Source organism: Rhodococcus sp. AG1013, assembly GCF_003350365.1.
Classification (GTDB): domain Bacteria; phylum Actinomycetota; class Actinomycetes; order Mycobacteriales; family Mycobacteriaceae; genus Prescottella.
Genome location: NZ_QQAT01000011.1, coordinates 164,446 through 189,110 on the forward strand (window position 1 = coordinate 164,446; position 24,665 = coordinate 189,110).

The 24,665-nt window shown below is 69.9% G+C and carries 19 protein-coding genes and 1 pseudogene; 9 read left to right on the forward strand and 11 right to left on the reverse strand.

From position 1 onward, the window contains the following. Positions 1–3 precede the first annotated feature (3 nt). Positions 4–660, forward strand: a complete 657-nt coding sequence (locus tag DEU38_RS15485) for a TetR/AcrR family transcriptional regulator (protein ID WP_220181924.1) — start codon at positions 4–6, stop codon at positions 658–660. Between the two features lie 53 nt (positions 661–713). On the opposite strand, the gene recD is transcribed toward DEU38_RS15485, so the two are convergent. From recD to DEU38_RS15520, 7 genes are all read right to left on the reverse strand, one after another. Beyond that, positions 714–2,570, reverse strand: a complete 1,857-nt coding sequence (recD, locus tag DEU38_RS15490) for an exodeoxyribonuclease V subunit alpha (protein WP_114722289.1) — start codon at positions 2,568–2,570, stop codon at positions 714–716. Next, a complete protein-coding gene (locus DEU38_RS15495) occupies positions 2,567–5,899 on the reverse strand; it encodes a UvrD-helicase domain-containing protein (protein ID WP_258557932.1) in 3,333 nt (1,110 codons plus the stop codon). Before DEU38_RS15495 ends, recD begins: the two co-directional genes overlap by 4 nt. Next, on the reverse strand, positions 5,896–9,147 hold the full coding sequence (recC, locus tag DEU38_RS15500) for an exodeoxyribonuclease V subunit gamma (RefSeq protein WP_114722291.1): 3,252 nt from the start codon (positions 9,145–9,147) through the stop codon (positions 5,896–5,898). The genes DEU38_RS15495 and recC overlap by 4 nt, the downstream gene beginning before the upstream one ends. Before the next feature lie 292 nt (positions 9,148–9,439). Continuing rightward, entirely contained in the window at positions 9,440–10,921 is a 1,482-nt protein-coding gene (locus tag DEU38_RS15505; RefSeq protein WP_114722292.1) for an Ig-like domain-containing protein, read from the reverse strand. Positions 10,922–11,240: 319 nt separating this feature from the next. Continuing rightward, positions 11,241–11,864 (reverse strand): LUD domain-containing protein, encoded by a 624-nt coding sequence (locus DEU38_RS15510; protein WP_114722293.1) that lies wholly within the window; start codon positions 11,862–11,864, stop codon positions 11,241–11,243. Beyond that, positions 11,864–13,375, reverse strand: coding sequence for a LutB/LldF family L-lactate oxidation iron-sulfur protein (locus DEU38_RS15515; RefSeq protein WP_114722294.1), 1,512 nt, complete (start codon positions 13,373–13,375; stop codon positions 11,864–11,866). The genes DEU38_RS15510 and DEU38_RS15515 overlap by 1 nt, the downstream gene beginning before the upstream one ends. After that, positions 13,372–14,127 carry a (Fe-S)-binding protein gene (locus DEU38_RS15520; RefSeq protein ID WP_114722295.1) on the reverse strand — a complete coding sequence of 252 codons (756 nt, stop codon included), beginning with the start codon at positions 14,125–14,127 and terminating at the stop codon, positions 13,372–13,374. Before DEU38_RS15520 ends, DEU38_RS15515 begins: the two co-directional genes overlap by 4 nt. 214 nt (positions 14,128–14,341) lie before the next feature. On the opposite strand from DEU38_RS15520, the gene DEU38_RS15525 reads away from it, so the two are divergent. Next, positions 14,342–16,009, forward strand: a complete 1,668-nt coding sequence (locus tag DEU38_RS15525) for an L-lactate permease (RefSeq protein ID WP_114722296.1) — start codon at positions 14,342–14,344, stop codon at positions 16,007–16,009. Between the two features lie 59 nt (positions 16,010–16,068). Next, entirely contained in the window at positions 16,069–16,800 is a 732-nt protein-coding gene (locus DEU38_RS15530) for a FadR/GntR family transcriptional regulator (protein ID WP_114722297.1), read from the forward strand. Positions 16,801–16,907: 107 nt separating this feature from the next. Here the strand turns inward: DEU38_RS15530 and DEU38_RS15535 are convergent, their stop codons facing one another. Then, complete coding sequence (locus tag DEU38_RS15535) at positions 16,908–17,708, reverse strand: class I SAM-dependent methyltransferase (protein WP_181818801.1); 801 nt, start codon at positions 17,706–17,708, stop codon at positions 16,908–16,910. Positions 17,709–17,874: 166 nt separating this feature from the next. On the opposite strand from DEU38_RS15535, the pseudogene DEU38_RS29225 reads away from it, so the two are divergent. After that, a pseudogene (locus DEU38_RS29225) lies at positions 17,875–17,976 on the forward strand (IS5 family transposase); the annotation flags it as partial. An 85-nt stretch (positions 17,977–18,061) separates the two neighbouring features. Here the strand turns inward: DEU38_RS29225 and DEU38_RS15545 are convergent. Then, positions 18,062–18,571, reverse strand: a complete 510-nt coding sequence (locus DEU38_RS15545; RefSeq protein ID WP_114722299.1) for an O-acetyl-ADP-ribose deacetylase — start codon at positions 18,569–18,571, stop codon at positions 18,062–18,064. Beyond that, positions 18,568–19,542, reverse strand: coding sequence for an ADP-ribosylglycohydrolase family protein (locus DEU38_RS15550; protein ID WP_114722300.1), 975 nt, complete (start codon positions 19,540–19,542; stop codon positions 18,568–18,570). The genes DEU38_RS15545 and DEU38_RS15550 overlap by 4 nt, the downstream gene beginning before the upstream one ends. 63 nt (positions 19,543–19,605) lie before the next feature. Here DEU38_RS15550 and DEU38_RS15555 point away from each other — a divergent pair, with 63 nt between their 5' ends. The 5 genes from DEU38_RS15555 (at position 19,606) to DEU38_RS15575 (ending at position 24,425) form a co-directional block, all read left to right on the forward strand. Next, the gene (locus tag DEU38_RS15555) at positions 19,606–20,301 is read left to right on the forward strand and encodes an NrtR DNA-binding winged helix domain-containing protein (RefSeq protein WP_114722301.1); all 696 of its coding nucleotides are present in this window, start codon (positions 19,606–19,608) and stop codon (positions 20,299–20,301) included. 128 nt (positions 20,302–20,429) lie between these two features. Further along, entirely contained in the window at positions 20,430–21,857 is a 1,428-nt protein-coding gene (locus tag DEU38_RS15560) for a T3SS (YopN, CesT) and YbjN peptide-binding chaperone 1 (RefSeq protein ID WP_114722302.1), read from the forward strand. Between the two features lie 158 nt (positions 21,858–22,015). After that, complete coding sequence (locus DEU38_RS15565) at positions 22,016–22,411, forward strand: hypothetical protein (RefSeq protein ID WP_114722303.1); 396 nt, start codon at positions 22,016–22,018, stop codon at positions 22,409–22,411. A 36-nt stretch (positions 22,412–22,447) separates the two neighbouring features. After that, on the forward strand, positions 22,448–23,902 hold the full coding sequence (locus DEU38_RS15570) for a hypothetical protein (RefSeq protein WP_258557933.1): 1,455 nt from the start codon (positions 22,448–22,450) through the stop codon (positions 23,900–23,902). A 130-nt stretch (positions 23,903–24,032) separates the two neighbouring features. Continuing rightward, complete coding sequence (locus tag DEU38_RS15575; RefSeq protein ID WP_181818802.1) at positions 24,033–24,425, forward strand: DUF4240 domain-containing protein; 393 nt, start codon at positions 24,033–24,035, stop codon at positions 24,423–24,425. Positions 24,426–24,479: 54 nt separating this feature from the next. Here the strand turns inward: DEU38_RS15575 and DEU38_RS15580 are convergent. Further along, a partial coding sequence (locus tag DEU38_RS15580; protein ID WP_181818803.1) for an IS3 family transposase occupies positions 24,480–24,665 on the reverse strand: 186 nt, incomplete at its 5' end.

Sequence of the window (24,665 nt, forward strand, 5' to 3'; positions counted from 1 at the left end):
ACCGTGACCACCCGCGAGAAGGGCAGAGATGCAGCCACCCGTCCTCGACGGGGCGGCAGCTACGCCGTCGGCCGGGCCCGGCGCGCCCGGATTCTGCACGTCGCGATGGAGGAGTTCGCCGAGAACGGCTACCGCGGCGCCTCGCTTGCCCGGATCGCCGAGCGTGCCGAACTCTCCCAACCCGGCCTGCTCCACCACTTCCGCAACAAGGAAGAACTGCTGGCCGCCACGCTGGACCTCCGCGACGAGATGGACGCCCAGCGCTTCGTCGACGCCGACGGCACGCCGTTGACCGGGATCGCCGCCATGGAGGCCCTCGTCGACCTGGTCGAACGAAACCAGCGAGTGCCCGGACTCGTCCAACTCTTCACGGTCCTCAGCGCCGAGTCCGCCACCGCCGATCATCCCGCCCACACCTGGGCCCGCACCCGCTACCGCCGCATCCGGGGGTTCATCGGGGACGCCATCCGCGGCGGGGTCACGTCCGGCGAGTTCCGCTCCGACGTCGACCCCGAGGCGCATGCGTTCCGACTGGTCGCGATCATGGACGGCCTTCAGCAGCAGTGGCTGCTGGACGCCGAGTCGGTCGACATGGCGGCGGTGTTCGGGGCGTATCTGCACGAGACGTTGGACATGATCCGAGCCCGTCCGGCCTCGTAGCGATCTGGGCCCGTGCTGTTCCGGGCCGGGTCAGCGCCCCGAGGGGCGCCCCCTCACCCCCGCCGCAGCCCGCTCGCCCGCAGGACCCGACGCTGCACGCCGGCGCGGACGGCGTCCTCGGTGCCCACGATCCGCACGTGCGTCCGGGCTCGGGTGATGGCGGTGTACAACAACTCTCGGGTCAGCAGCGACGACTCCTCCCCCGGCAGGATCACCGAGACGGTGTCGTACTGGCTGCCCTGACTGCGGTGGATCGTCATCGCGTAGACCGTCTGCACCGACGCCAGATGGCTCAGGTGCAGCAGGTACGGCTCCTCGCCGCGCGCGAACGCCGCCACCAGTTCGCCGTCCTCGCCGGTGACGACAACTCCGGTGTCGCCGTTGTAGATCCGGGTCTCGTGGTCGTTCGCGGTCACCATCAGCGGCTGCCCGGCATACCAGCGTTCGGCGTCGAGCCGGCCGCCGATCGTCTCGCCGACCCAGTCCATCGCGTTGCGCGCCCACCACGACGCGCCGAACGGGCCCTCCCGGTGCGCGCACAGCAGCCGATGCTGCTCCGACGCCCGCAGCGCCGCCACCGCGTCACCGACCTGGGCCGCGTCCGTCACCGCCGCCGACGTCGTCACCACGTCGGAGCGCAGCGCGGACAGCTCGTCGGGCGCCACGAACGACACGTCCGGCTCACCGCTGCGCAGGATCTCGAGCACCCGGTCCTCGTCGCCGTCGCGCACCGCGACCGCCAGCTGCGCGATCGCGCCCCCGAACCGCCGTCCCCGGCTGAGCCGAATCACGCCGCCGCGCAGTCGGTCCCGCTCGGACACACTCAGCGCCGCCTCGGCGGGATCGTCCGACGCCGACAGGTCCGCGCCGACCACGCGCGCCAGCACCGGGTTCTCGACCCCGGTCACCGGGCGGGCCACCAGGTCGGCGAGCACGGCACCGGCGTCGACGGAGGTGAGCTGGTCCGGGTCGCCGACCAACACCAGCCGCGCCTCGGGCCGCACGGCCTCGAGCAGTCGGCACATCATCGTCAGCGACACCATCGACGTCTCGTCCACCACGATCACGTCGTAGGGCAGGTGGTTGGTCTCGTTGTGCCGGAACCGGCTGGTCCCCCGCTGCCAGCCGAGCATCCGGTGCAGCGTCATCGCCGACAGGTCGGCCCGCAGCCCCACCACCTCGGCCTGCTCGCGCACCGACTCCTGCAGCCGCGCCGCGGCCTTTCCGGTGGGGGCGGCCAGTCCGATCCGCAGGCCGGGCTGCTGGCGTTCGAGCAGCGCCAGCACCCGCGCGACGGTGTGTGTCTTGCCGGTGCCGGGCCCGCCGGCGATCACCGACGTCCGGTGCGTGGCGGCGACGGCGGCCGCGATCCGCTGCCGGTCCGGGGCGTCCGACGGCCGGGACGGATCCTGGTGGTCCCGGAACAACTCGTCCAGCCCGGCGCGCAGCAGGTTCTCGTCCACCGCGGGGTGCCCGTGGGCGCGCTCGTCGAGGATGCGCCTCACGGTCTGTTCCTGCCGGAAGTACCGGTCCAGGTACAGCAGGCTGCCCTCGTCGGACTCCACGAGCCGCAGCGGGCGCAGCGGACCCGCGTCCCCGCCGATCACCAGCGGGCTCGACCGCAGCCCGTCCATCACGACGGTGTCGTCGGGCCACGGCAGCGCCGCCGGGTCCACCTCGAACCCCTCGTCGACCGTCACCTCCCGAATCCGGCTGAGGTCCAGGCACACCGAGCCCGATCGCACGGCCCGCACCGCGAGCGCGGTCGCCAGGTGCACCGGCTCGCTGGTCTCCCCGCCGAGCGTCGCGAGCCGCAGCGCGACATGCACGTCGGCCGCCTCGAGCACCCCGGCCTCGTTGAACTCGCGCAGCACACCCTTGCCGCGCTGCGCGACCCGCGCCTCGATCATGCGCCTCCCTCACGATCGGTGATGCCGGCCAACAGATCCGACAGCTCCACCACCAGCGCGGCCGGTGGATCCCAGTCGAACACCCCGGCACCGTCCGGGGTGTCGGGGCCGACCATGCCGCGCACGAACAGGTACTGCACGCCCCCGAGATGCGTCGCCGGGTCGTAGCCGGGCAGCCGCCACCGCAGATACCGGTGCAGCGCAACCGCATACAGCAGCGCCTGCAGCGGATAGTGCGAGCGCATCATCTCCCCCGCCATGGCGTCGCGGGTGAAGTCGGCGGTGGTCAGCTCGCCGGGCGCGATGCGGTTGGTCTTGTAGTCCACCACCACGAATCTGGGGCCGGAAACGCCGGCGAGACGCAGCACCGCGTCGATGCTGCCGGTGAGGTAGCCGCGCAGCGGGGTGGGCTCGAGCGTCGCGAGCCGGTCCGCGTACGGGGCCAGCACGTCGTCGGCGGGCAGGTGCGTGCGCAGCAGCCGGGCGATCCGGTGCAGTGTCACGGCGATCGACGCGGGATCGTCGCCGCCCGCGAGCGGCAGCTCGAAGTCCAGCTCCGGCAGCCGGTCGGTGGGCGCGACGTCGGCGAGGGTGCCGCCCCCGGCGAGCGGGGTGCGCAGCACCGGCAGCAGCGCGGCCGCCAGTGCCGCCGGATCCACCTGCGACATCCGGGCCGCGACGGCCTCGTGGCAGTGCCGCAGCAGCTCGGCCTCGAGGTCGTCGGCGGCGGTGTCGACGTGTTCGAGGATCTCGTGGACCAGGGTGCCGAACACCGCGCCGTACGGCATCTCGTTCATGGTCGACGCGAGCCCGGGCGCGGGCGCCGGGGCGATCAGCGCGGGCTCGGCCGGCTCGTCGTCGGTCTCGGGTTCCTCGGCCTCGCTGGTTACGCCCGGGTGCTCGTGCGCGGACGCGGTGAGCGCCGAGTACGACGTTCGCCGCCATCCGGCGTCGAGCACCCGATCGAACACCGCGGCCGCCAGCTCGCCGGTCTCCTCCTGCGGCGGCGTCCACGACACCTCCGGGACCGGGTCGGCGCCGACGGCCTCCACCTCGATCGTCACCGGCGCGGCCTCCGCCCAGCTCGTGAGCTGCTGCGCCACAACGGGATCCTCCGGCACCCCCACCTTCTGCGGGACGTCGCCCTCGCCCGGTTCGCGCCCGAACAGCATCCGGTGCAGCGGTGCCTCGTTGGTCGAGTAGGCCGGCGCCCACCACAGCACCAGCTGGCACTGGGCCCGGGTGAGCGCGACGTACAGCAGCCGCAGGTCCTCGCCCGCCGCCTCGGCGTCGCGGCGGCGTCGGCGCTCCCCGTAGCCGGGGCTGCCCTCGCCGCCGATGTCGAGGATCCGCCGGCCCTCGTCGTCGTGCAGCAGCAGCCGGTTGGGGTCGGCGAACCGTCCGGTGCTCCACCCGAACGGCACGTACACGATGGGGTACTCGAGCCCCTTGCTGGCGTGGACGGTCGCGATCTGCACGGCCGCCGCGTCGCTGTCGAGGCGTCGGCTGCGGTCGCCGCCACCGGACTTGGGGTCCTTGATCCGGTCGACCAGCCAGCCGGTGAGTGCGGTGAGGCCCAGCGATTCGTCGACCGCGACGGCGCCGAGCAGCTGCCCGATGTGCCGCAGGTCCGTCAGGGTGCGCTCCCCCGACGTGATCGTCAGCAACCGGGCCTCGAGACCGGAGTCGGCGGCCAGCCGCTCGAACAGCGCCGCGAACCCGGACTGCGCGAACACCGCCGACAGCTCCCGCAGCCGCCCGCCGACGCGCGCGACCAGTTCGTCGCTGCGCGTGTCGATCTCCTCGGCGGTCCAGCCGAGCAGCGGCGTGAGCGCGGCGAGCCGCACCCGATCGGGTCGGTGCGGCTGCTCGAGCGCCTGCAGCACCTGCAGCCAATGCTGCGCGGCGGGCGTCTCGAACACGCTGGTGCCACCGGCGAGCACCGACGGCACCCCGGCCCGGTCGAGGGCCTCGCGGACCAGCGCGATCTGCGCGTTGGTGCCCGCGAGGATCGCGATGTCCCCCGGTTCGACGGGACGCGCCGCGCCGTTCAGGTCGAGCGTGGCGTCGCTGTCGAGCAGCCGCGCGATGTCGGCGGCCACGTCGGCGGCAACACGCGTGCGCAGCGCGCCGACCGCCGGGTAGCCCGAGTTGTTGAGCCGTCCGGCCCCGGCCCGGGACAGATACCGCAGACGCAGCGGCGGGGCACCGTGCAGCCGGGAACCCGTCTTCGCCGCCGAGACCGGGTGCACGACGATGTCACGATGCCCGAGGGCCGCACCACCGTGCAGATGCCCCAGCGCGGCAACGAGTTCCGCGTCGCTCCGCCAGTTGGTGGTCAGTTCCTGGCGGCTGCCGGCGGCCCCGACGGCGTCGAGGTAGCTGAGCACCTCGGCGCCGCGGAACGCGTAGATGGCCTGCTTCGGATCACCGACGAGAACCAGCGTGGAGTGCCCGTGGAACGCGGACCTCAGAATCCCCCACTGCTGCGGATCGGTGTCCTGGAACTCGTCGACGAGCACGACGCGGTAGCGGTCGCGCACCCGCCGGCACGCCGCCGCCCCGTGTTCGGGATCGGTGAGCACCCCGTGCAGCAGCGCGGGCAGGTCGTCGAAGTCGCGGATGCCCGCCAGCCGCTTGCGGCGCTGCGCCTCGCTCCGGACCGCGGACGCGAACGCGACGGCGTCCCCGGCGCGGCCACCGTCGGCGCCCTCGGGGGCCAGCGTCGACTGCGGGTCGAAGATCGCGGCCCGGGCGGCGGCGCGGGCCTCCGACGGCCGGAGCGTCGGCGAGTCGGACCGCGCGAAGCGCTGCAGGAACAGGTCGGCGATCACCTCGGAGACGAGGTCCTCGGCCTCCTCCACCAGCACCGCGTCCGGGTCCCGCTCCCCGGCGATGCCGAGGCCGTCGAGCATCCGCTGGCAGAAGCTGTGGGTGGTGACGATGGTGCCGGCGTCGAAGTCCGACAGCGCCTGCAGCAGCCGTCGCCGACGCGACGACACCTCGGCGTCGTCGGCACCCGCGAGGTGCGCGACCAGCGGGTCGCCGCTGGCCCGAGCACCACTGGGATCTGCCAATCCCGCTGCGGCCGAGGCGAACCGCTCCCGGGTCCGTTCGCGGAGTTCCTTCGTGGCCGCGCGGCTGAACGTGACCAGCAGCAGCTGCGACAGGTCGATGCCCTCCTCGGCGACGAACCGGGCGGCGAGCCCCACGATGGCGTAGGTCTTGCCCGTGCCGGCGCTGGCCTCGAGCACGGTGGTGCCGGCGGGCAGCGGCGCGAAGAGGTCGAACGCGGTGTCCGTCACCGTCGGGACGATTCCAGCGGTCACGGCTCTCCCAGGGTCTCGGCCGCGAGCAGCGGGCCCCACAGCACGGCGGCCTCGGTGCCGAAGCAGGTCGGTTCGTACGCTCCGGGCGGCGCGGGCTGTTCGGTGAGCACCGACAGGCTCGCGCCGGACCCGTGCACGAACTGGACGTGACGGTCCTTGCCGTCGCCGAAGTCGCCACCCCATGCGCGTTCGGCCGCGACCAGCGCCAGTTCGATCGACCGACCCCGGAACCGCTGGTCGGCGTAGGCCGCCGACGCGCCCAGCGTCACGGGCAGCGGTGAGACCAGGCCCCGGTCGCGCATCGCCACCAGCCGCGCCAGGATCTCCACCGGCTCCTCGGGCGCCGCGAGCGACGAACGCATGACGGGGGTGCGGCCGCTGCCGCGGCCGGTGGTCACGGCGGTGAGGCTCTCGGCCCGTCCCGTCGATGCGACCGCCAACAGCCGTACCCACGCACCGATCCGGTGTTTGGGCGCCAACCGGGAGAACGTGGTGCGCGCGAGCACGTCGCCGTGCAGCCCGTCGACGGTGCCGACGAGCCGACGCCCGCCGAGGTCGACGTCGATGTCGACGGCCTCCGATCGCCCGGTGTGCACCGGCCTGGCGGACCGGGCCAGGGAGTCGACCGTCCACTCGATCTCCGACAGCGCGGTGTCGCCGAGCTTCGCGGGCGGCAGGGTGCCGCGCCGCCACTCCGCGGCCCGGAACGCCGCGGGGTCGACGCCCGCCAGGCGTGCGGCGAGCATGCGCTCACCGATCCCCCACCGCGCCAACGGATCCAGTTCGAGGTCGAGGGCGTCGGCGACGTCCTCGTCGAGATCCGGCACCCGGAATCCGAGTCGCTGGCGCAGGAAGCCCTGGATCGGGTTCTCCAGGAACGAGATCAGCTCGGCGAGGTTCACATCGCCCGGTTCGAGCGGCGTCAACGGCTCCGGCAGGAAGTCCGGCAGCGGCATTGGCGGCTGCTGCGCGGCCCGGGCACCGGCGAGCGCGGCGCGGTCGAAGCTCCGCGGTCGATCCGGATCGAAGTTGCGGGGATCGAACGGCTGCAGGGGATGTCGCGTGACGGCGTCCGACCCTGTCATCGCCTCGAGCACGTCCCGCAGCTCGCTCAGCGGCACCGCCGGCGGGCGCGGGGTGCCGTTGACCGGGTCGGCACCGGTGTAGAACAGCAGCAGACGTTCGGTCGCGGACATGATCGCGTCGAGCAGCAACTGCCGGTCCTCGCTGCGCGGATCCCGCTCCCCGAGCAGCGGATCGCGGGCGAGCACGTCGTCGCCGTCGATGTTGGTGCCGCGCGGGAACACATCGTCGTCGAGCCCGAGCAGTACCACGACGCGGTGCGGCACGGACCTCATCGGCACCATCGTGCAGACGGTGAGCTCGCCGGTGCGGAAGTTTGCCCGGGTGGGTCGGCCCGCGAGGCGGGAGCGCAGCATCGCGCGGACGTCGGCGAGCCGCAGCTGCGCGTCACCGCCGTGCTCGACGGCGGCGGCCAGCTCCCGCCGGGCCTGCCCCAGCTGCCAGGCGTCCGCCTCCGGCACGTCGACCAGCAGGTCCAGCGCCCGACCGAGCGCCGCCGACCACTGCTCCCCGGACTGCGGGCCGGTGAGCCCGCGCAGCGCGACGTCGAGCCGGTCGACGTACTCGGCGAGCCGTCCGGTGAGGCCGATGTCGTTGCTCTCGACGTCGTCGAGAGGCAGTGCGAGCGAAAGCCATTCGTCGTCGATGTCGTCGGCCGCGGCGCCGAGCAGGATGCGGTCGAGCGCCGCCCTGAGGGTGTTCTGCTCGAAGTCGGCGAGCCCGAAGGTTCCGCGTTCACGACGGCCGATGCCCCAGCGGGCGCCGGCCGAGGTAGTCCACTCGCGCATCCGCTCGAGGTTGTCGTCGTCGAACGTGAACCGCCGGCGCACCGGCGCGGTCGCGGCGAGGTCGAGGACCTGGCTGACGGTGACACGGGAGTCGGCGAGGTCCAGCAGCGTCGCGACGACACCGAGGACCGGGTTGGTCTGGTGCAGCGCCCGGTCCGCGAGCCGCACCCGCAGCCGGTGCCCGGGATGGCTGAGCTGCCCCTGCACGCCCTGCCCGAACGCGGCCCGCACCAGCGGTGCGTAGGTCTCGACGTCGGGGCACATGACGAGCACGTCGCGGGGCTCGAGCGTCGGGTCGTTCTGGAACAGGTGCAGCAGGCGCTCACGCAGCGCCTCGACCTGGCGGGCGGGCCCGTGGCAGGCGTGGATCTCGACGGTGTCGTCGTGCGTCCACGCGGACGGCACGCGGTCGGCCGCGATGTCGGACTGGAGCCGGCCGAGCAGCGTCGGGGGCCGCGGCGGTCCGGGGTGGTGGACGTCGACCATGTCGGTGGCGCGGAGCCGGGACTGCAGCTCACGCACGTCACGGGCGAGGCTGCCGAGCAGGGGATGCGCCACCTCGAGCGCGCGGTGGTCGTCCACGCGGCGCCGCGGCGGATCGGTGTCGGCCATCCCACCCCACATCTCGAGACTGGGATGCGGAGTCCACAGGTGCACATCGCGATTCGCGCCGATCGCGGAGAGCACCGCGATCTGGTCCGTGCCGAGCCGGGTGGGACCGAACAGGGACAGACGCTCGGGCAGGTCCAGCAGCCCGGGTTCGGTGCGCAGCCGCGCGCACGCGTGGTCGAGTCGCTCGGCCGGGCTGGGGCTGCCGATGCGCTCGCGCAGTCGGCGCCACAACTGCGGCTGCCACAACAGGTCGTCGTCCAGGGCGCCGGTGCCGTCGGTGTCGCGGCCGGCAACCCAGTCGACGAGCATCGCGGGACGCTGCGCGCCGTAGGAGCGGAACAGCTCGGCCAGGTGCGCGGCCGTGCCGTAGCGGCGCCCCGCACGGTGATCGTCGCTGCCGTGGCCGAGGTGCCGCGCGAGTACCGAGCACCAGGATTCGTCCACGCAGTCGTCGATGACGGCCAGCAGCGTCCACAGCATGCGCGAGGGATGCCAGGGGTCGCTGTCGATGTCGTAGCCGGTGGCCGCGGCCAGCGCCCCGTCCACCAATCGCGTCGGGGACGGGAAGTCGATGTTGGCGGCGATCCCGTCGCCGTCGACCGCGCCGAGGACGCGGGACAGCCGCTGTGTGAGCCACCGCTCGACGCCCTTCGTGGGCACCGCGACCACCTCGCGCTGGAACGGATCCGAGAGGGGCCTGACCAGTACATCGGCGAGCGCGGACGCGAGTGTTCCAGCGCTCTCCGCGCGGTGCAGCGTCAGCAAATTCCGTACCCCCTCGGCGTCCCTGCACCGTGTCGTCGGGCAATTCCAGGGCCTAGGAGTATCACATGCTCCGGACAACTCAGCCTATCCGGAGGGCCGTCGGTCCGAGCCGCCAGCACACCTCGGGGCACGACAGAGTTTTGTACAAAACCAGACCCTGCGGAATCGACAGGCCTCAGGTCTTCCCGGTTCCCGCCAGAACATTCTCGGCACCAGGTCGAGCGGGGTCTGTTCCCGGGCCGTTGTCGGCCGGGAACAGACCCCGTCGTTGTCGGTGGCTGCGCGCTACTTGCTAGTTGCCGGATCCGAAGCCGCCGAGCGAGCCGAGGCTGCCGGTTCCGCCGGTTCCGGGGCCTCCGGGGTCGCCGCCGGGCGCGACGATCACGGACACCTGATCGGAGGAGGCGTTGACGGTGCCCTGGCCCGAGTACTCGGCGGTGACGGTCCGCTGGCCGGCGGTGGCCGGGGTCCACGCGGTGGTGGCAGTCCCGTCGGATCCGACCTGGCCGGTGCCGATGACGGTGCCGCCGTCCTTGAAGGTGACGGTACCGCCGGCGTTGGCGGGGTTGACCTTCGCCGTCAGGGTCGTGGCCGTGCCGACGGCGACGCTGCCGAGCGGGTTGAGGGTGGTGGTCGAGTCGGTGGTGGAGACGGGTGCCTCGGCGACGTTGACCTGCACGGTGGTGCCCGATCCGGTGACGCCGTCACGGCCGGAGAAGGTGGCGGTGAGGGTGTGGCTGCCGGCCACCGTGGGCACCCACTGGTAGGTGACCTTCCCGTCGTTGCCGACCGGCAAGGTCGCCAGTGTCGTGGTGCCGTCGCGGAGTTCGACGGTGCCACCTGCCGCGGTGGGGCTGACCGTGGCGGTGACGGTGGAGGCGCGGCCGACCTGGGCGCCGGTCACCGGCGCAAGCGCGACCGTCGAGGTGATGTTCTGCTCGGCGACCTGCACGGTGATCGTCCCCGACTGGGACGCGGTGGAGAACGCGGTGTCGAGGAAGCCCGCGGAGAGTGCATGGCTGCCCCGGAGAGTGGGGGTCCAGGCGAGGGTCGCGGTTCCGCCGGCATCGATGGTGGCCTGGCCGATTACGGTTGCGCCGTCGCGGAATTCGACGGTGTCACCCGCCGCGCCGCCGGTGACGGTGGCGGTCAGCGTGCTCGGCACGCCGACGCGGGCGCCGGCGACGGGGTCGAGGGTGGTCGTGGTGGCGGTCTTGGCCATCGTGATCGACGGGCCCATGGTGCCGTAGTTCCCGCTGCCGAGCGATCCGCCGTAGTCCATGCCGGTGGCCAGGGCGGTATCACGGGCGCAGTTCTGGCCGACCTTGTAGCTGACGCTGAAGACGGGGTTCCGGAAGAAACCGGGGCGATTCTGGACCACCCAGTCGGTGACGCCCCAGGAAGCGCGGACGTAGCCGGTCCCGTTGCCCTCGTCGGCGACGACCTCGGGATTGGAGACAGGGTATTCGCTCTGGCCGATCATCTTGGCCGAGCCCGGGACGTAGGCCAGGCAGGACGGGTGCCGGTCCTTGACGTTGTAGATGAACTCGTCGACCCAGCTGGTCCGGTCGAACTTCGTCGTCACGGTGATCGTGTCGCCGACCGCGGGGGCGGTGTTGCTGACGGTGCGGGTGAAACGGGAGCTTCCGTCGTCCCAGGTGATCGACCCGGGGGCTGCGCCGGCGACACCTGCGCCGAGGAGGGCGAATGCACCAGCCGTCAGTGTCGTTGCCGCGCCGACGGCGATGCCACGCGTCATCGCTCGTGATGTCATGTGTTTCCTTTGCTCGCTGGTGTCGCGACCGCCGACATCGAGGTCGCACCGTTGGTTGAGTGGCCCTGCGCTGGGTGTCGGAGCGGTTGGGGCGGCGATACGACAGACTGCGGATCGGGCCACACAGATCTCCGTTCGATCAAGCACATTCCCGCAGCATGTGACTGCAGGAGCCCAGCGAAAGAGGTGCCCGTGCGCGATACGAATCACGCACGGGCACCTTTATACAGACAATCGTCCAACTACCGTGGGGCTTTCGCGGACCGGTTTGCCGAGAGCGAGAGAATCCGCAGGTCCGCCGTACAACGCTGAGAACTGCTCAGCCCACGATGACGACGTGCAGGTTCCGGGGCCCGTGGACGCCCTCGACGCGTTCGAGTTCGATGTCCGAGGTCGCCGACGGCCCGCTGATCATGGTGGTGGGCCGCTCCGGCACCAGGCGCGCCATGGCCTCGGGTACGCCCACCTCGATGCTGTCGACGGTCACGACGCACACGTGCAGGTCGGGCACCAGGGTCAGTGCGCGACGGCCCTGATCCGGGCGTGCGTCGAGGAAGATGGTGCCGGTCTCGGCGCACGACACTGCGGACGCGGTGACGACGCCGTCCAGGTCGGACAGCTCCGGTGCCGGAATGTCCGCGGAGTCGACGACGATCTCGCCGCCGAACTGCGACAGCCACGAATCATCCAGTCCGGCAGGCACACCGACACGGCGCGCTCCGACATCACCGAGCACCCGTGCGAGCACCTCGGGCAGCTCGGCCACCGAGCTGCGGTGCACCACGGCCTTGTAGTCGACCAGCCGGTCCACCAGCAGCTCGACGCGTTCGGCGTCGGGCATCGTGCGTCCGGTCCGGTAGGTGCGCGGAATCTCCTGCGGGACCGGTGGGGCGAGCGTCAGCGCGTCCCGGATCCGGCCCATGATCACGTCACGCGAACTCATCACTGACCGTCCTTTCGTGCATCCGCGATCGCGGCGCGGCCCTCGGCCGAATCCCACCACTGCCGGAACGTCTGCTTCGGCGGAGCAGGAATGTCCCGGGCGGCGGTCCACCCGCTCAGTGGCGGCGGCAGCGTCGAGATCTTGCCCTTCTTACCCGCCATCACCCGACCCAGGCCGGCCGCCTTCTGCGCCAACGTGAATCGCTTGGCCGACGACATCACCACGGACGCCGCCTTCATCGCAGCCGCCTCGGCACCGAACCGCGACTGCTCCACCTTCTGGTGCCGCAGCTCCACGAGCAGCGACGGGATGTCGATCTTGACGGGGCAGGCGTCGAAGCACGCGCCGCACAGGCTCGACGCGAACGGCAGCGTCGAGTTGGGGTCGTCCTTGCCGTCCATGCCCGCGAGCTGCGGGGTGAGGACCGCGCCGATGGGACCCGGATAGGTGGAGCCGTAGGCGTGACCGCCGGTGCGCTCGTAGACCGGGCACACGTTCAGACACGCCGAGCAGCGGATGCAGTTGAGGGCCTGCCGGCCGATGCTGTCGGCGAGGGCGGCGGTGCGGCCGTTGTCGAGCAGCACCAGGTGGAAGTCCTGCGGGCCGTCACCGGGCGTGACGCCGGTCCACATCGAGGTGTACGGATTCATCCGCTCACCGGTCGACGACCGCGGCAGCAGCTGCAGGAACACCTCGAGGTCCCGGTACGTGGGGACCACCTTCTCGATGCCCATCACGGTGATCAGGGTCTGCGGCAGCGTGAGGCACATGCGCCCGTTGCCCTCGGACTCGACGACACCGAGCGTGCCGGTCTCGGCAACACCGAAGTTGGCGCCCGAGATCGCGACCGGCACGGTCATGAACTTGTGCCGCAGGAACTTCCGCGCCGCGGCAGCGAGGTGCCTGGGGTCGTCGTCGAGTGCGGGGTCGACGTCGGCCATCTCGCGCAGGAAGATCTCCCTGATCTCCGCGCGGTTGCGGTGGATCGCCGGGACGAGGATGTGCGACGGCTTGTCGTGGCCGAGCTGGACGATCAGCTCGGCCAGGTCGGTCTCGTACGCGTGGATGCCGTTCGCCTCGAGGTGCTCGTTGAGCTCGATCTCCTGCGTGGCCATCGACTTGACCTTGATGACCTCGTCGGAGCCGGTCTCCCGGACCAGACGGGTGACGATCTCGTTGGCCTCGTTCGCGTCGGCCGCCCAGTGCACGGTCCCGCCGCGCGCGGTGACCGCCGCCTCGAGCTGCACGAGCAGCTCGGGCAGCCGATTCATCACGTCGGTCTTGATCGCGGACCCGGCGTCGCGCAGGTCCTCCCAGTCGGGCAGCTCGCCGGTCACGTTCAGCCGCTTGGCGCGAATGGTGTGGGTGGCCTTGCCGATGTTGCTGCGCAGCTGCGTGTTGGCCAGCTCGTGGTGCGCGGCCGCCGGGAACTTCTCGGTGCCGCGCAGGAACCCGACACCCTTGGGCGCGCGGGGCGGGAACGCCGGCAGTCCGAGCGCAACGCCGCTCATGCGGACACCTCCACATCGGACTCGACGGAGGCGAGGATCTCGGCCAGATGCACCGTCCGGGCACCCATCCGCAACCGGGACATCCCGCCACCGATGTGCATCAGACAGGACGAGTCGCTGGCGCAACAGAATTCGGCACCGGTGTCGCCGATGTTGCGGATCTTGTCGGCGAGCATCGCCGTCGACGTCTCGGCGTTCTTGATCGCGAAGGTGCCACCGAACCCGCAGCAGGAGTCGGCCTCGGGCAGCTCCACGAGGTCGATCTCGCGGACCGCCCGCAGCAGCTGCAACGGCTTGTCGCCGACACCGAGCATGCGCAGCGAGTGGCAGGTCGGGTGGTAGGTGACCCGATGCGGGTAGTACGCGCCGACGTCGGTGACGCCCAGGACGTCGACCAACAGCTCGGACAGCTCGTAGGTCTTGGCCTTGACGGTGTCGACCCGTCCGCACAGCCCCGCGCTCCCGTAGCGGGAGGCCACGATCTCATGCTGGTGGCGCACCGAGCCGACGCAGGAACCGGACGGCGCGACGACCGCGTCGATCGAGGTGTCGCCGAACGTGTCGGCGTAGTTCTCCACGAGCGGCAGCGCGTCGGGCTGGTAGCCCGTGTTGACGTGCATCTGCCCGCAACATGTCTGTGCTGGCGGAAACACGACTTCGTGCCCCAGCCGAGTCAGCAGGAGGGCGGTCGCTCGGGGGGCATTCGGGAACATCGTGTCCCCCATGCACGTGGCGAAAATCGCGATTCGCATGCGGATCTCCGGAATCGTCCGACGGTGTGGTCTGACCACAGTAACGCATGGTCAACGGCCAGACACACACGAGCGGGAGTTCTGCACCAAGTTTCGTCCAGACCTCGAATGTGATCGGGGTCATCGTGTACGGTCCCTGTGGTCTGACCACACAGCGGTCATATCCGGCCTGTCCCCGAGTCGCCGTCACCCCGGCGCGAACCAGGAGTTACATGTGGAAACCGAGCTTCTCGCGGTGACCTTCACCCCCGCGACCGATGCCGTCGGCGGCAGCCTCACCGCCTCGGCGCTGGTCGGCCTCGTCCCGCTGGCCACCTTCTTCGTGCTGTTGGCCGGTTTCAAACTCAAGGCCTGGTACGCCGGGCTCGGCGCGCTCGCGGTCGCGGCACTGGTCGCGATCATCGGCTTCGACATGCCGGCGTCGCTGACCGGACTGTCCGCCCTACAGGGCATCGCCTTCGGCCTGTTCCCCGTGATGTGGATCGTCGTCACCGCGATCTGGTTCTACGAACTGACCGTCGTCAGCGGCCGGTTCGAGGATCTGCGCCGGGTGTTCAACTCGATCGGCCGCGGCGACATGCGCGTGCAGGCCATGCTGATCGCCTTCTGCTTCGGCGGCATGCTCGAGGCGCTCGCCGGATTCGGCGCTCCCGTCGCGATCACCGGCGCGATGCTGATCGCGCTCGGCATGCCCCCGATCCGGGCCGCCGTCACCGTGCTGGTCGCCAACACCGCACCGGTTGCCTTCGGCGCCATGGCGATTCCGATCACCACCGCCGGCAACCTCACCGACATCCCGGCCACCGAGATCGCTGCCGTGGTCGGACGCCAGACCCCGCTTCTCGCGCTGTTCGTGCCGCTGCTGCTGCTGTTCCTGGTCGACGGCCGCCGCGGCATGAAGCAGGCCTGGCCGATCGCGCTCGTCACCGGCGCCGTGTTCGCCCTGGCCCAGTTCTGGTGCTCGAGCCACTTCTCGTACGAGCTCACCGACGTCGTCGCCGCGCTCGCCGGACTCGCCGCCGCGGTGATCATGCTGCAGTTCTGGGCGCCGAAGACCCCCGAGGATCAGCGCTCGCACGTCGAGGCCGAGCGCCTCGGCCCGTCGCGCGTGTTCCTGTCCCTGTTCCCGTACCTGCTCGTGGTCGTCGTGTTCGGCATCGCGAAGCTGTGGACCCTCGGCTTCGATGTGCCCGCCTGGCTGGCGCGCACCGACCGGAAGGTGGAGTGGCCCGGCCTGTACGGCAACCTGCTCACCGGCAGCGGCGATCCCGCGTCCAGCGCGATCTTCAACTTCTCGTGGCTGTCGAACCCCGGCACTCTCCTGCTGATCTGCGGCATCATCGTCACGATCGTCTACGCGATCTGGACGAACGACGGACGCTTCAGCCTCACCGCCCGCGACTCGGTCACGACGTTCGGCGTGACCGTGGTGAAGATGCGCCTGCCGATCGCGACCGTCGCGACGGTCCTGGGCCTGAGCTACGTGATGAACCAGTCGGGTCAGACCGTCGCGATCGGTACGTGGCTCGCCGCGACCGGATCGATCTTCGCGTTCTTCTCCCCGATCCTCGGCTGGCTCGGCACCGCCGTCACCGGATCCGACACGTCGGCGAACGCGCTGTTCGCGAAGCTGCAACAGACCGCCGGACAGACCGCCGGCATCGATCCGACACTGCTGGTGGCCGCCAACACGTCCGGCGGAGTGGTCGGCAAGCTGGTGAGCCCGCAGAACCTGACGATCGCGGCGACCGCGGTGGGTCAGGCCGGCAGCGAGCCGATCCTGCTCCGCAAGGTCATCGGCTACAGCCTCGGCATGCTCGCCATCCTGTGTGTTCTGGTGTACCTGCAGTCCACGCCGGTGCTCAACTGGATGCTGCCATGATCATCGGCGGCACACCGGGCACTCGGACGACCCGGGCACTGCGCCTAGGCTGACCTGTCATGTCCTCCGAGTTCTCGTCCCCCGACCTGCCGAGCGCGCCGCACCCGCGTGCGTGGGAGCACGTGCTCAGCAAGGTCGAGGAGATGATGGTCTCGGGGGAGCTCCTACCCGGTCAGCGTCTCCCGGGCGAACGCACCCTCGCCGCCGATCTCGGCGTCGGGCGGTCGTCCGTCCGGGAGGCGTTGCGCGTGATGGAGGCGCTCGGTCTGCTCAAGGCGCAGACCGGGTCCGGCCCGACGGCCGGCGCCATGATCGTCGCCCGTCCGACGGGCGGCATGACGATGCTGATGCGGATGCAGGTGGCCGCGCACGGATTTCCCGTCTCCGACGTCGTGCAGACCCGTCTCGTGCTCGAGTCGGAGGTGATGCGCGCGCTCGCGCAGAACGGACCAGCGGATCTGACCGCGGCGGTCGAACTGCTCGACTCGATGGACGAGCCGACACTGACTGCCGACGAATTCCTCGTCCTCGACGCCCAGTTCCACGTGGCGATGGCCGACGCCGCCGGCAACCAGGTGATCGCCGCGATGATGGCCGGACTCCGCGCGTCGATCGAGTCGTACGTCGTCGGCGGTGTGGACATCGCCGCCTGGCCCACAACGTGCACCCGACTGCGGCACGAGCACCGCGGACTGGTCGACGCGGTGACCGCCGGCGACGCCCCGCTCGCGGAACGACGCATCGTCGACCACATCCGCGGCTACTACGAGGGCGTGCGCGGCGGCGACTGACTGCACCGCCGCCCCTCCACTGCCGCAGTTCGTCTTCCGGAGCGTCGGCGACGGTGGTGGGCTGTCTCGCGATGCCCAGTGCCGACGCAACCCGGATGCGCTGATGGTCAGCCCCGCTGCCCCCACACCGACATCATTCCCGTCGCAAGATCAACGAAGGTCGGGTCGTCGAGCAGCGCCATAGCTGCGTCGAACTCGTCGTTGTCGAGGTGGCCCGCAGCAACGATCGGCTCACGCAGCTGACCGCAGCTCAGACGAAAGAACTCTGCCGTCGGGCTGCCGCCACTGACCGGCGGCACGTGCGCATCGATACCAATGTTCACGATCCCGTTCTCGGCGAGTACTGCCGGGTAGCTGCGTGCGCAGTTCATATCCGTGCCCATCGTCCGATAGAGGGCGTCAACGAAACCAGCCATCAGCCTGCTGTACAGGTCGTTCGGAGAGGTGGCACTGAACGGGTCGATGCCTTCGCTCAACAGGATCCAGCCGCCCGGCGCCAACCACGACACCGCACGACCGATGACCTCTTCCCGATCGGAGAGGTGCTGGAGGACCAACCGTGCATGAATCACATCGAAACTCCCGGGCGGGAACTCCGCCGTGGTGATATCCGCCTCCACCACCTCGAGGTTCTCGCGGGCATTCGGATCCAGAAGAGCAATACTTCGATCGAGAGCAATGACGTGCCCCGAAGCGACACGGTCGGCGAGAGACGCGGCAACCGTTCCGGTACCCGCGCCGATATCCAAACACCGCGAGTCCGGCCGAATGGGCAGCGTGTCGAGCCGCGCGAACGAGATCTCATCGAGTGAACGGGTGAGCGCGTCCAGGCGATCACGCTCGTCACTGCGCCCATGAGCGAAAACCACGTCGCCGTACCGACCGTTGAGCGTGCTCGTATCGACCATAGGAACCCCGACCTCCATCACCCGACAGCCAGCGGGCGCACATGCGCGAATTTGACGAACCGACGATAAGGCGCCACGTCGATCAAACGGACGTTGACACGCCGCGACCTGTTCGATCGGCGAGAACAGAAGTAGTGCAGTAGGATCCGCCGATCCAAGCCGGGTGTTCGAAGGCATCAGCTGCCGCTCCAGGGCCGGTATTGCGGGGCGTGACGTGCCAGCGGAATTCGGTCCGTGGCAGACGATCCGAAAGCGGCACCGCCGCTACGACAATCTCGCGCAAGTGCCGAGCCGGCGCGCCCCCTCGGCGGTCCGCGGATGGCACAGACATCTCGCCGATCGCGAAACACGCTCTAGCCGACCGCGCGACGCATCGTCGCCGCCACCGCGGGATCGTAGGCGACGAGCGTGACGACGCCGACGTTCGTGCGGGTCGCCCGGATCGACGACACCGCCTGCATCACCGCGTCGTCGGTGGGCCAGCCGAAGGCGCCCGCCGAGATCAGCGGGAACGCGACGGTGGCCGCACCGAGGTCGTCCGCGACCGCGAGACCGCTCCGATAACACGACCGCAGCAACGCGGTGCGATCCTCGTGGCGCGAGTAGCGCGGGCCGACGGTGTGGATCACCCACGTCGCGGCCAGGCTGCCCGCGGTGGTCGCGACGGCCGCCCCCTCCGCCAACCCGTCCGGCAGCGTCGTCGCACGCAACTGCCGGCACGCCGCGAGGATGGCGGGTCCGCCGCGGCGGTGGATCGCACCGTCGACTCCCCCACCACCGAGCAGCGACGAGTTCGCGGCGTTGACGATCGCGTCCGCCCGCATCGTGGTGATGTCGCCCTCGGCGATGTCGATGACTGTCATGCGTTCTCCCCGTTAAGAGTAGTGGCGGTTACCGTGCGCCCCGATGCGATCCGCACGCCGATGCGGGCGAGGTCCTCGCCGCGGTAACCCGGCCAGCCGTGCAGCATCCGCCGCCACCGGTCCGGCACCTCCGACGCACCCCACCGCGCGCCGAGCAGGCCACCGGCGATGGCGGCGGTGGTGTCGGTGTCGTGTCCGGCGCGCACGGCCTGCTCGAGCGCCCGCGGAAGATGCTCGGGACCGGACGGGTCGGTGGTGGTGATCGCCCACCACGCGGTGAGCAGGGCGTCGACGACCCAGCCGTTGTTCGGGAAGTCCGCCGGACCGCCGCGTTCGGCCGTGTCGAGCAGCGGCGCCCAGTACTCACGCGTCGGCCGCGGCGCACCGTCGAGGAAGCCACGGACACCGTCGAAGGTCCCGTACAGCACGGCATGCCGGATCGCGTACGTCCACATCTCGCACGCCTCGACCGCACGGGTGTCGTGGTGGGTGAGCAATCCGATCGCGCGCGCCGCCCGCACACACCCGTCGACGTCGTCGAGGTAGGCCAGCGCCACCGGCGCGGTCCGCATCAGCGAGCCGTTGCCGCCCTTACGGCCCGGCACCGCCCACGCCACCTCGGCCATCTCGGACGCCGACACCGGCCGCCGGGACAGCACCGCGGACGTCTGGTTCCCGATGTCCGCCGGATCGGCGTCGAACCACCGGACGAACTGCGCAGCAACGGCATCCAGCCCGGGACCACTGCCGATGTCGAGACCCGAGGCCGCGACCTCCGCGATCACGAGCGTCATCGAGGTGTCGTCGGTCCACTCGCCGGGCGCGAACGCGCCGATCCCCCCACCGATCATGTCGATCACCGTTCCCGTTCCGGGAGTGGTGAATTCGTATCCCGCACCGAGTGCGTCGCCGGCCGCGGTCGCGAGCAGCACGCCCGCCGCGCGGTCGGCCGTCCGTTCGTTCAGCTCCACCCGAACCCCCTTTAGATCGATTCTGCGCTAAACATTAGATCATCACTGCGCTAATCTGCAAGGGTGACGAAACGAGCAGCGAAGACGACGTGGTCCGACACGGCCGGCAAGGCCCTCACCGACTATCCCCGTCCGTCCGTCGCCGTCGACGTCGCGGTGCTCACCGTCGACGCCGGGGAGCTGAACGTCCTGGTGGTCGAGGGCCCGCGCGGACTCGCCCTGCCCGGTTCGTTCCTGCGCCCGGCCGAGCGGTTGTCCGACGCCGCCGAGCGCGCGCTGCAGACCAAAGCGGGTCTCACCGGCACCGACTTCCATCAGCTCGCGATGTTCGACGCCCCCGATCGCGACGACCGCGGATGGGTGCTGTCGATGGCGCACGGCGCGGCCCTCCCGCTGGGCCGACTTCCGCACGCCGCGAGACTCGTTCGCATCGAGGGCCGCGTGGTCACCGAACCACTCGCGTTCGACCACACAGAAATGGTGTCGCACGCGATCGACGATCTGCGCACCCGCTACGCGCACCGCGTCGACCCGTCCGGACTGCTGCCCGAGGTGTTCACCGTCCTCGAACTGAGGCGCCTGTACGAGGCGATCCACGGGCACGCACTGCCGAAGGACTCGTTCCGGCGGACGGTCATCGACTCGCTCGAGACGACCGGGCGGATGTCGAGCAGCGGGACCGGCCGGCCCGCGGAGCTCTTCCGACGCCGCCCCGGATCCGAGCTGCCCGCCGGCGCCGCGGCACTGCTCGCGAACTGACGAACACGCGCCGGACCGGCCGTTCCCGAACTTGTCGGAGGTCCGCGCTACCTTGATGACAGCACGACACGGAGGGCCCCGCGGGGCGCCTCCCGAGTGACGCTCCATCCCGAAGGACAGGGGGGCTCATGTTCGATTTCGACAGCTTCGACCACGCGATCGACCGGTCCTGGACGCGATTCCAGAGTCGACTCGCCGACCATCTCTCCGCGATGCGGAACGACGACATCCTGATTCTCGACTGGATCGAGGAGACCACGGTGGACGGATTCACACCGTGGGTGCAGTTCCTCGTGTGGGACGACGAATACGTGCGGAGCGAGGTGTCGTCCAACGCGTATCTCGCGCCGCGACACGTGCTGTCGCCGGAGTCCGAGGACCGCCTGTGCGCGCTGGGATGGGAGCGGCCCACCCGCCTGCCGGACGAGGAACCCGACGAGGGATCGCCCGCGTTCTTCGTCGACAAGGAACAGCGCTGGGCCGACCAGCTCGCCGCGATGACCGTCACCACCCTGCGAGAGGTCTGGAGCGTCCCCCACCCGAGTTTTCTGAACCCCGAGATCATCGGCACGCTCGAGGGCACCGATCTCCTCGGTGCCGATACACCGGACACCTCCGACGGAGCGCGGCCGGCATCCTCGACACTCGACGAGACCGCCGCGGTGGCACCCCGCGACCCGTCCGAACTCCGGGAACTGATCTCGCGCACGGTCGATCAGGCGCTGGGCTTCGTGCCGCAGCTCGACGATGACGGCGACGTCGTCCTCACCCTCGGCAGTCAGCCCGTCTTCGTCATCGCCCACCCGGACAAGCCACTCGTGCGACTGTGGATTCCGCTGCTGCACGCGGTCGCGGGACGCACGCGGGCGGCCGAGAACATCTGCGACCTCACCAAACAGTGGCCCGATATCCGGTTCACCCTCGACGAGGATCGGCTGAACGCGTCGATCGACATCTCCGGCAACCCCTTCGTTCCGCGTCATCTCGTCGACGCGATCGACGTGATCGGGAAGTTCCTGCCCACCGTCGACGCACGGTTCGCTGCCCGATTCGACGGATCGCGGTTCGCGGACGACGACTCGGGTGTCGAGTCCCCCGACGCCGAGAACCCGGATCCCATCGATTCCGTGGACACCGACGACGACCTGCCTGCGGCGCTGTTGACGCTGCTCCATCTGGATCCACACGGCGCCGGTGTCCTCAGCGCGGAGGAGGTCGCGGAGGTGTGCGGTCACGACCGCGACGCGCTCCTCGACTATCTGCGAACCACGTCGGAGCAGGAGATCAGCTGGCGCGAGTCCGCGGAACAGGCCCGTGCCGATGGTGATTCGGAGGAGGCCGACGTGTGCGACCACGAGGCGAGGGCGTGGGCGCAGACCCACGAGGCGCTGCGATCGGCACTGCGCGTCGTCGCGCTGCCCGATCCTGGTCGACCGATACCGCACGCAATCAAGCCGCGTCAGATGGAACTGTTCGGCAACCCCACCGAACCGACGCTGTTCGACGAAGCGACCGCGATCGAACTGCCGGATCACCGCGCGACAGGTAGTGAATGACCGTCTCGCGGGCGCGGATCACGACCGTGGAGCGCCCATTCTGTCCGCATGGTGAGCCCCGAGGAAAAGGGAAGATGAAATCGGTGCCGTGATGCGTCCTCTCGGAGGAGAATAAGTCGCACCAGGCCGGTTTCACCCTCCAGTGAAGGGACGAGGTCATGTCCGACGATGTGGTCAAGCAGGGTGTAGCAAAAGGGACGTCGATGGGGGCGGCAGTCCTGCTGGTCACCATCGGTGTGCTCGAGTTCCTCCAAGGGATTTCCGCGGTGGCGAAGGACGAGGTGTTCGTCGTCGGACTCGAGTACGTCTACAAGTTCAACGTCACCACTTGGGGATGGATCCATCTCGTGCTCGGCGTGATCATCGCGCTGGTCGGCGCCGTCCTCTTCACCGGTGCGACCTGGGCTCGGGTCGCCGCGATGGTGATCTGCTCGCTGTCGATTCTCGTCAACTTCATGTGGTTGCCCTACTACCCGCTGTGGGCCATCCTGCTCGTCGCGCTCAACACAGTCGTGATCTGGGCGGTGGCCACCTGGAACCCCCGGGAGGCCTGACTCGCACGACGACCGCCCGTATCGGATTGGAGCGTGATGGACGAGGGCACGAACGACCGCCCCCTCGACAGCGACGAGCGTTCGGAACTACTCCGATTGCGCTCCGAGGTCGCGACTTTGCGTGCTCGGGAATCCGACACCGCTGGCGCTGCCGGAGCGGCGCCGCGGACTCCGCATCACTGGCTGCGTTGGACGGCGGTCACGATCCTGCTGATCCTGGTCGCCCTCCTCGCCATCGTGTCGGTGACCTCCCGATTCACCCGCAGTCAGATCCTCGATACCGATCGCTACGTCACCACCGTCGCACCGCTCGCCGAGGACCCTGCCGTCCAATCGGAGATCACCAATCAGGTCACCGACGAGATCTTCTCGCGGGTCGACATCGAGGCACTCACCGCCGACGCCCTGAACGCGCTGGTCGATGTCTCGAACCTGAACGAGAAGGCACCCCGCGTCGATCAGGCAGTCGTCGGCCTGGCGCCGGTGATCGCGGGACAGGCGAAGAGCTTCGTCCACGAGACCGTGCTTTCCTTCGTCGAATCCCAACAGTTCCAGGACCTCTGGATCCAGGCGAACCGAACCGCGCACAACGCGCTCGTGGCGGTCGTGACCGGAAACTACGGCCCCAGCTCCGTGGAGGTCGACCAGAGCGGCACCGTCAGCATCTCCTTGGCGACGATCATCGACAACGTGCGCACCGAACTGACGGATCGGGGATTCTCCTTCGCCGAGAACATCCCGACGGTGGACAAGCAGTTCGTGCTGTTCCAATCCCCCGACCTGGTCAAGGCCCAGCGCGCGGTCAACGCGCTCGACAAGGCCTCGGCGATACTTCCGTGGCTGGGGATCGCCTGCGCCGCCGCTGCGGTCGGCATCGCGCCCCGCGGCCGACGGCTGCACACCCTGTCCCTCGCGGGTCTGGCCGTCGCCGTCGGAATGTTCGTTCTGGCAGTGGGAATCCTGGTCGGACGCGCGTTCTACCTCGACGCGGTTCCGGCAGATGTGCTGTCCCCGGACGCGGCGACCGCCGTCATCGACACCGTCGCCGTGCCACTGCGGACGAGTCTGCGTGCCGTCGCGGTGGTGGGCCTGGTTATCGCGCTCGGCGCGTACCTGATCGGTGGCTCGTCCTCGGCCATGGCCATACGCCGCGGATACGGGAAGTCGTTGGACCTTGTGCGACACCCACGCACCGACCGGACCCCCACCAACGTGGAACGGTGGGCAGGTCAGGCTCGAGTGCCATTGCGGTGCTTCATCATCGGGGTCGCCGCCCTGCTGTTGGTGTTCTGGCGGTACCCGACCGGACTGGTCGTGTTCTGGATCGTCGTCATTGCCCTGGTCGCGCTTCTCGCACTGGAGATCCTCATCCGGCCGACCCGCACTCCACAGGTGGAGGACGCCGCCGGCGCCCCAGAGGGCCCGGAGGAGGCGGAGGACACCGCGGACACGGAGAAGCCAGAGGAGCCGGAAGGGTCGACATCCCGTTAGGGCGTCTCCGACAAGGCATGGTCTCCAAGCGTGTGCTGGGATGAAGTGATCGCGCGCGGTTGCGGTCGGGCCGGCCTCATCGCCGATGGGATGCCGGTAGGTCTGCTCGTCTGCAAGATTGGGAGAGGCTTTGGCTGACGATGTTCGTCACGACGAGGGTCCGGACGTCGACTGGTTCTGGGACGTTGTAGAGGAGTCCGCGAGGAGCCGTGAACGCCTTCGCGAAATTCTTGGACGACTGCCGAAGGACGCCGTCTACAAGTTCCAACATCTGTTCTTGGACTTCGCCGCCGAGCTACAGGACGAGCCATATCGGTCCTATCTGGGGCCCGATGAGTCCGAGGATGGCCTGGAAGATGCAGCGCAGTGGGTCGTCAGCCAGGGGCGGGTGAGGTACGAAGCGGTTCTCACAGAGCCGAGCCGGATGCCGGCACACATCGACGTCGGTGATCCAGCCAATCTTGGCGGGCTCGCTTACGAGGTCTACTACGACCGGTTCGGGGAGCCGCTGGACCTGATCTAGTACTGCAACGACTACTACAACGACAGTTTGAATCGCCCCGGCATGTCTGGAGACTTACGAGTTTGAGAACTCAGCGACTGGCTGAGTTCGGTGATCACGGTAGTAGAGGGCCTCGTACTCCGCGGGCGGCAGGTCGCCGCAGTGCTCGTACAACCGCCGGTGATTGAACCAGTCGACCCATTCGAGAGTGGCGACCTCGACCTGGTCAACGGTCCGCCACGGCCCCTGGGCCTTGATCAG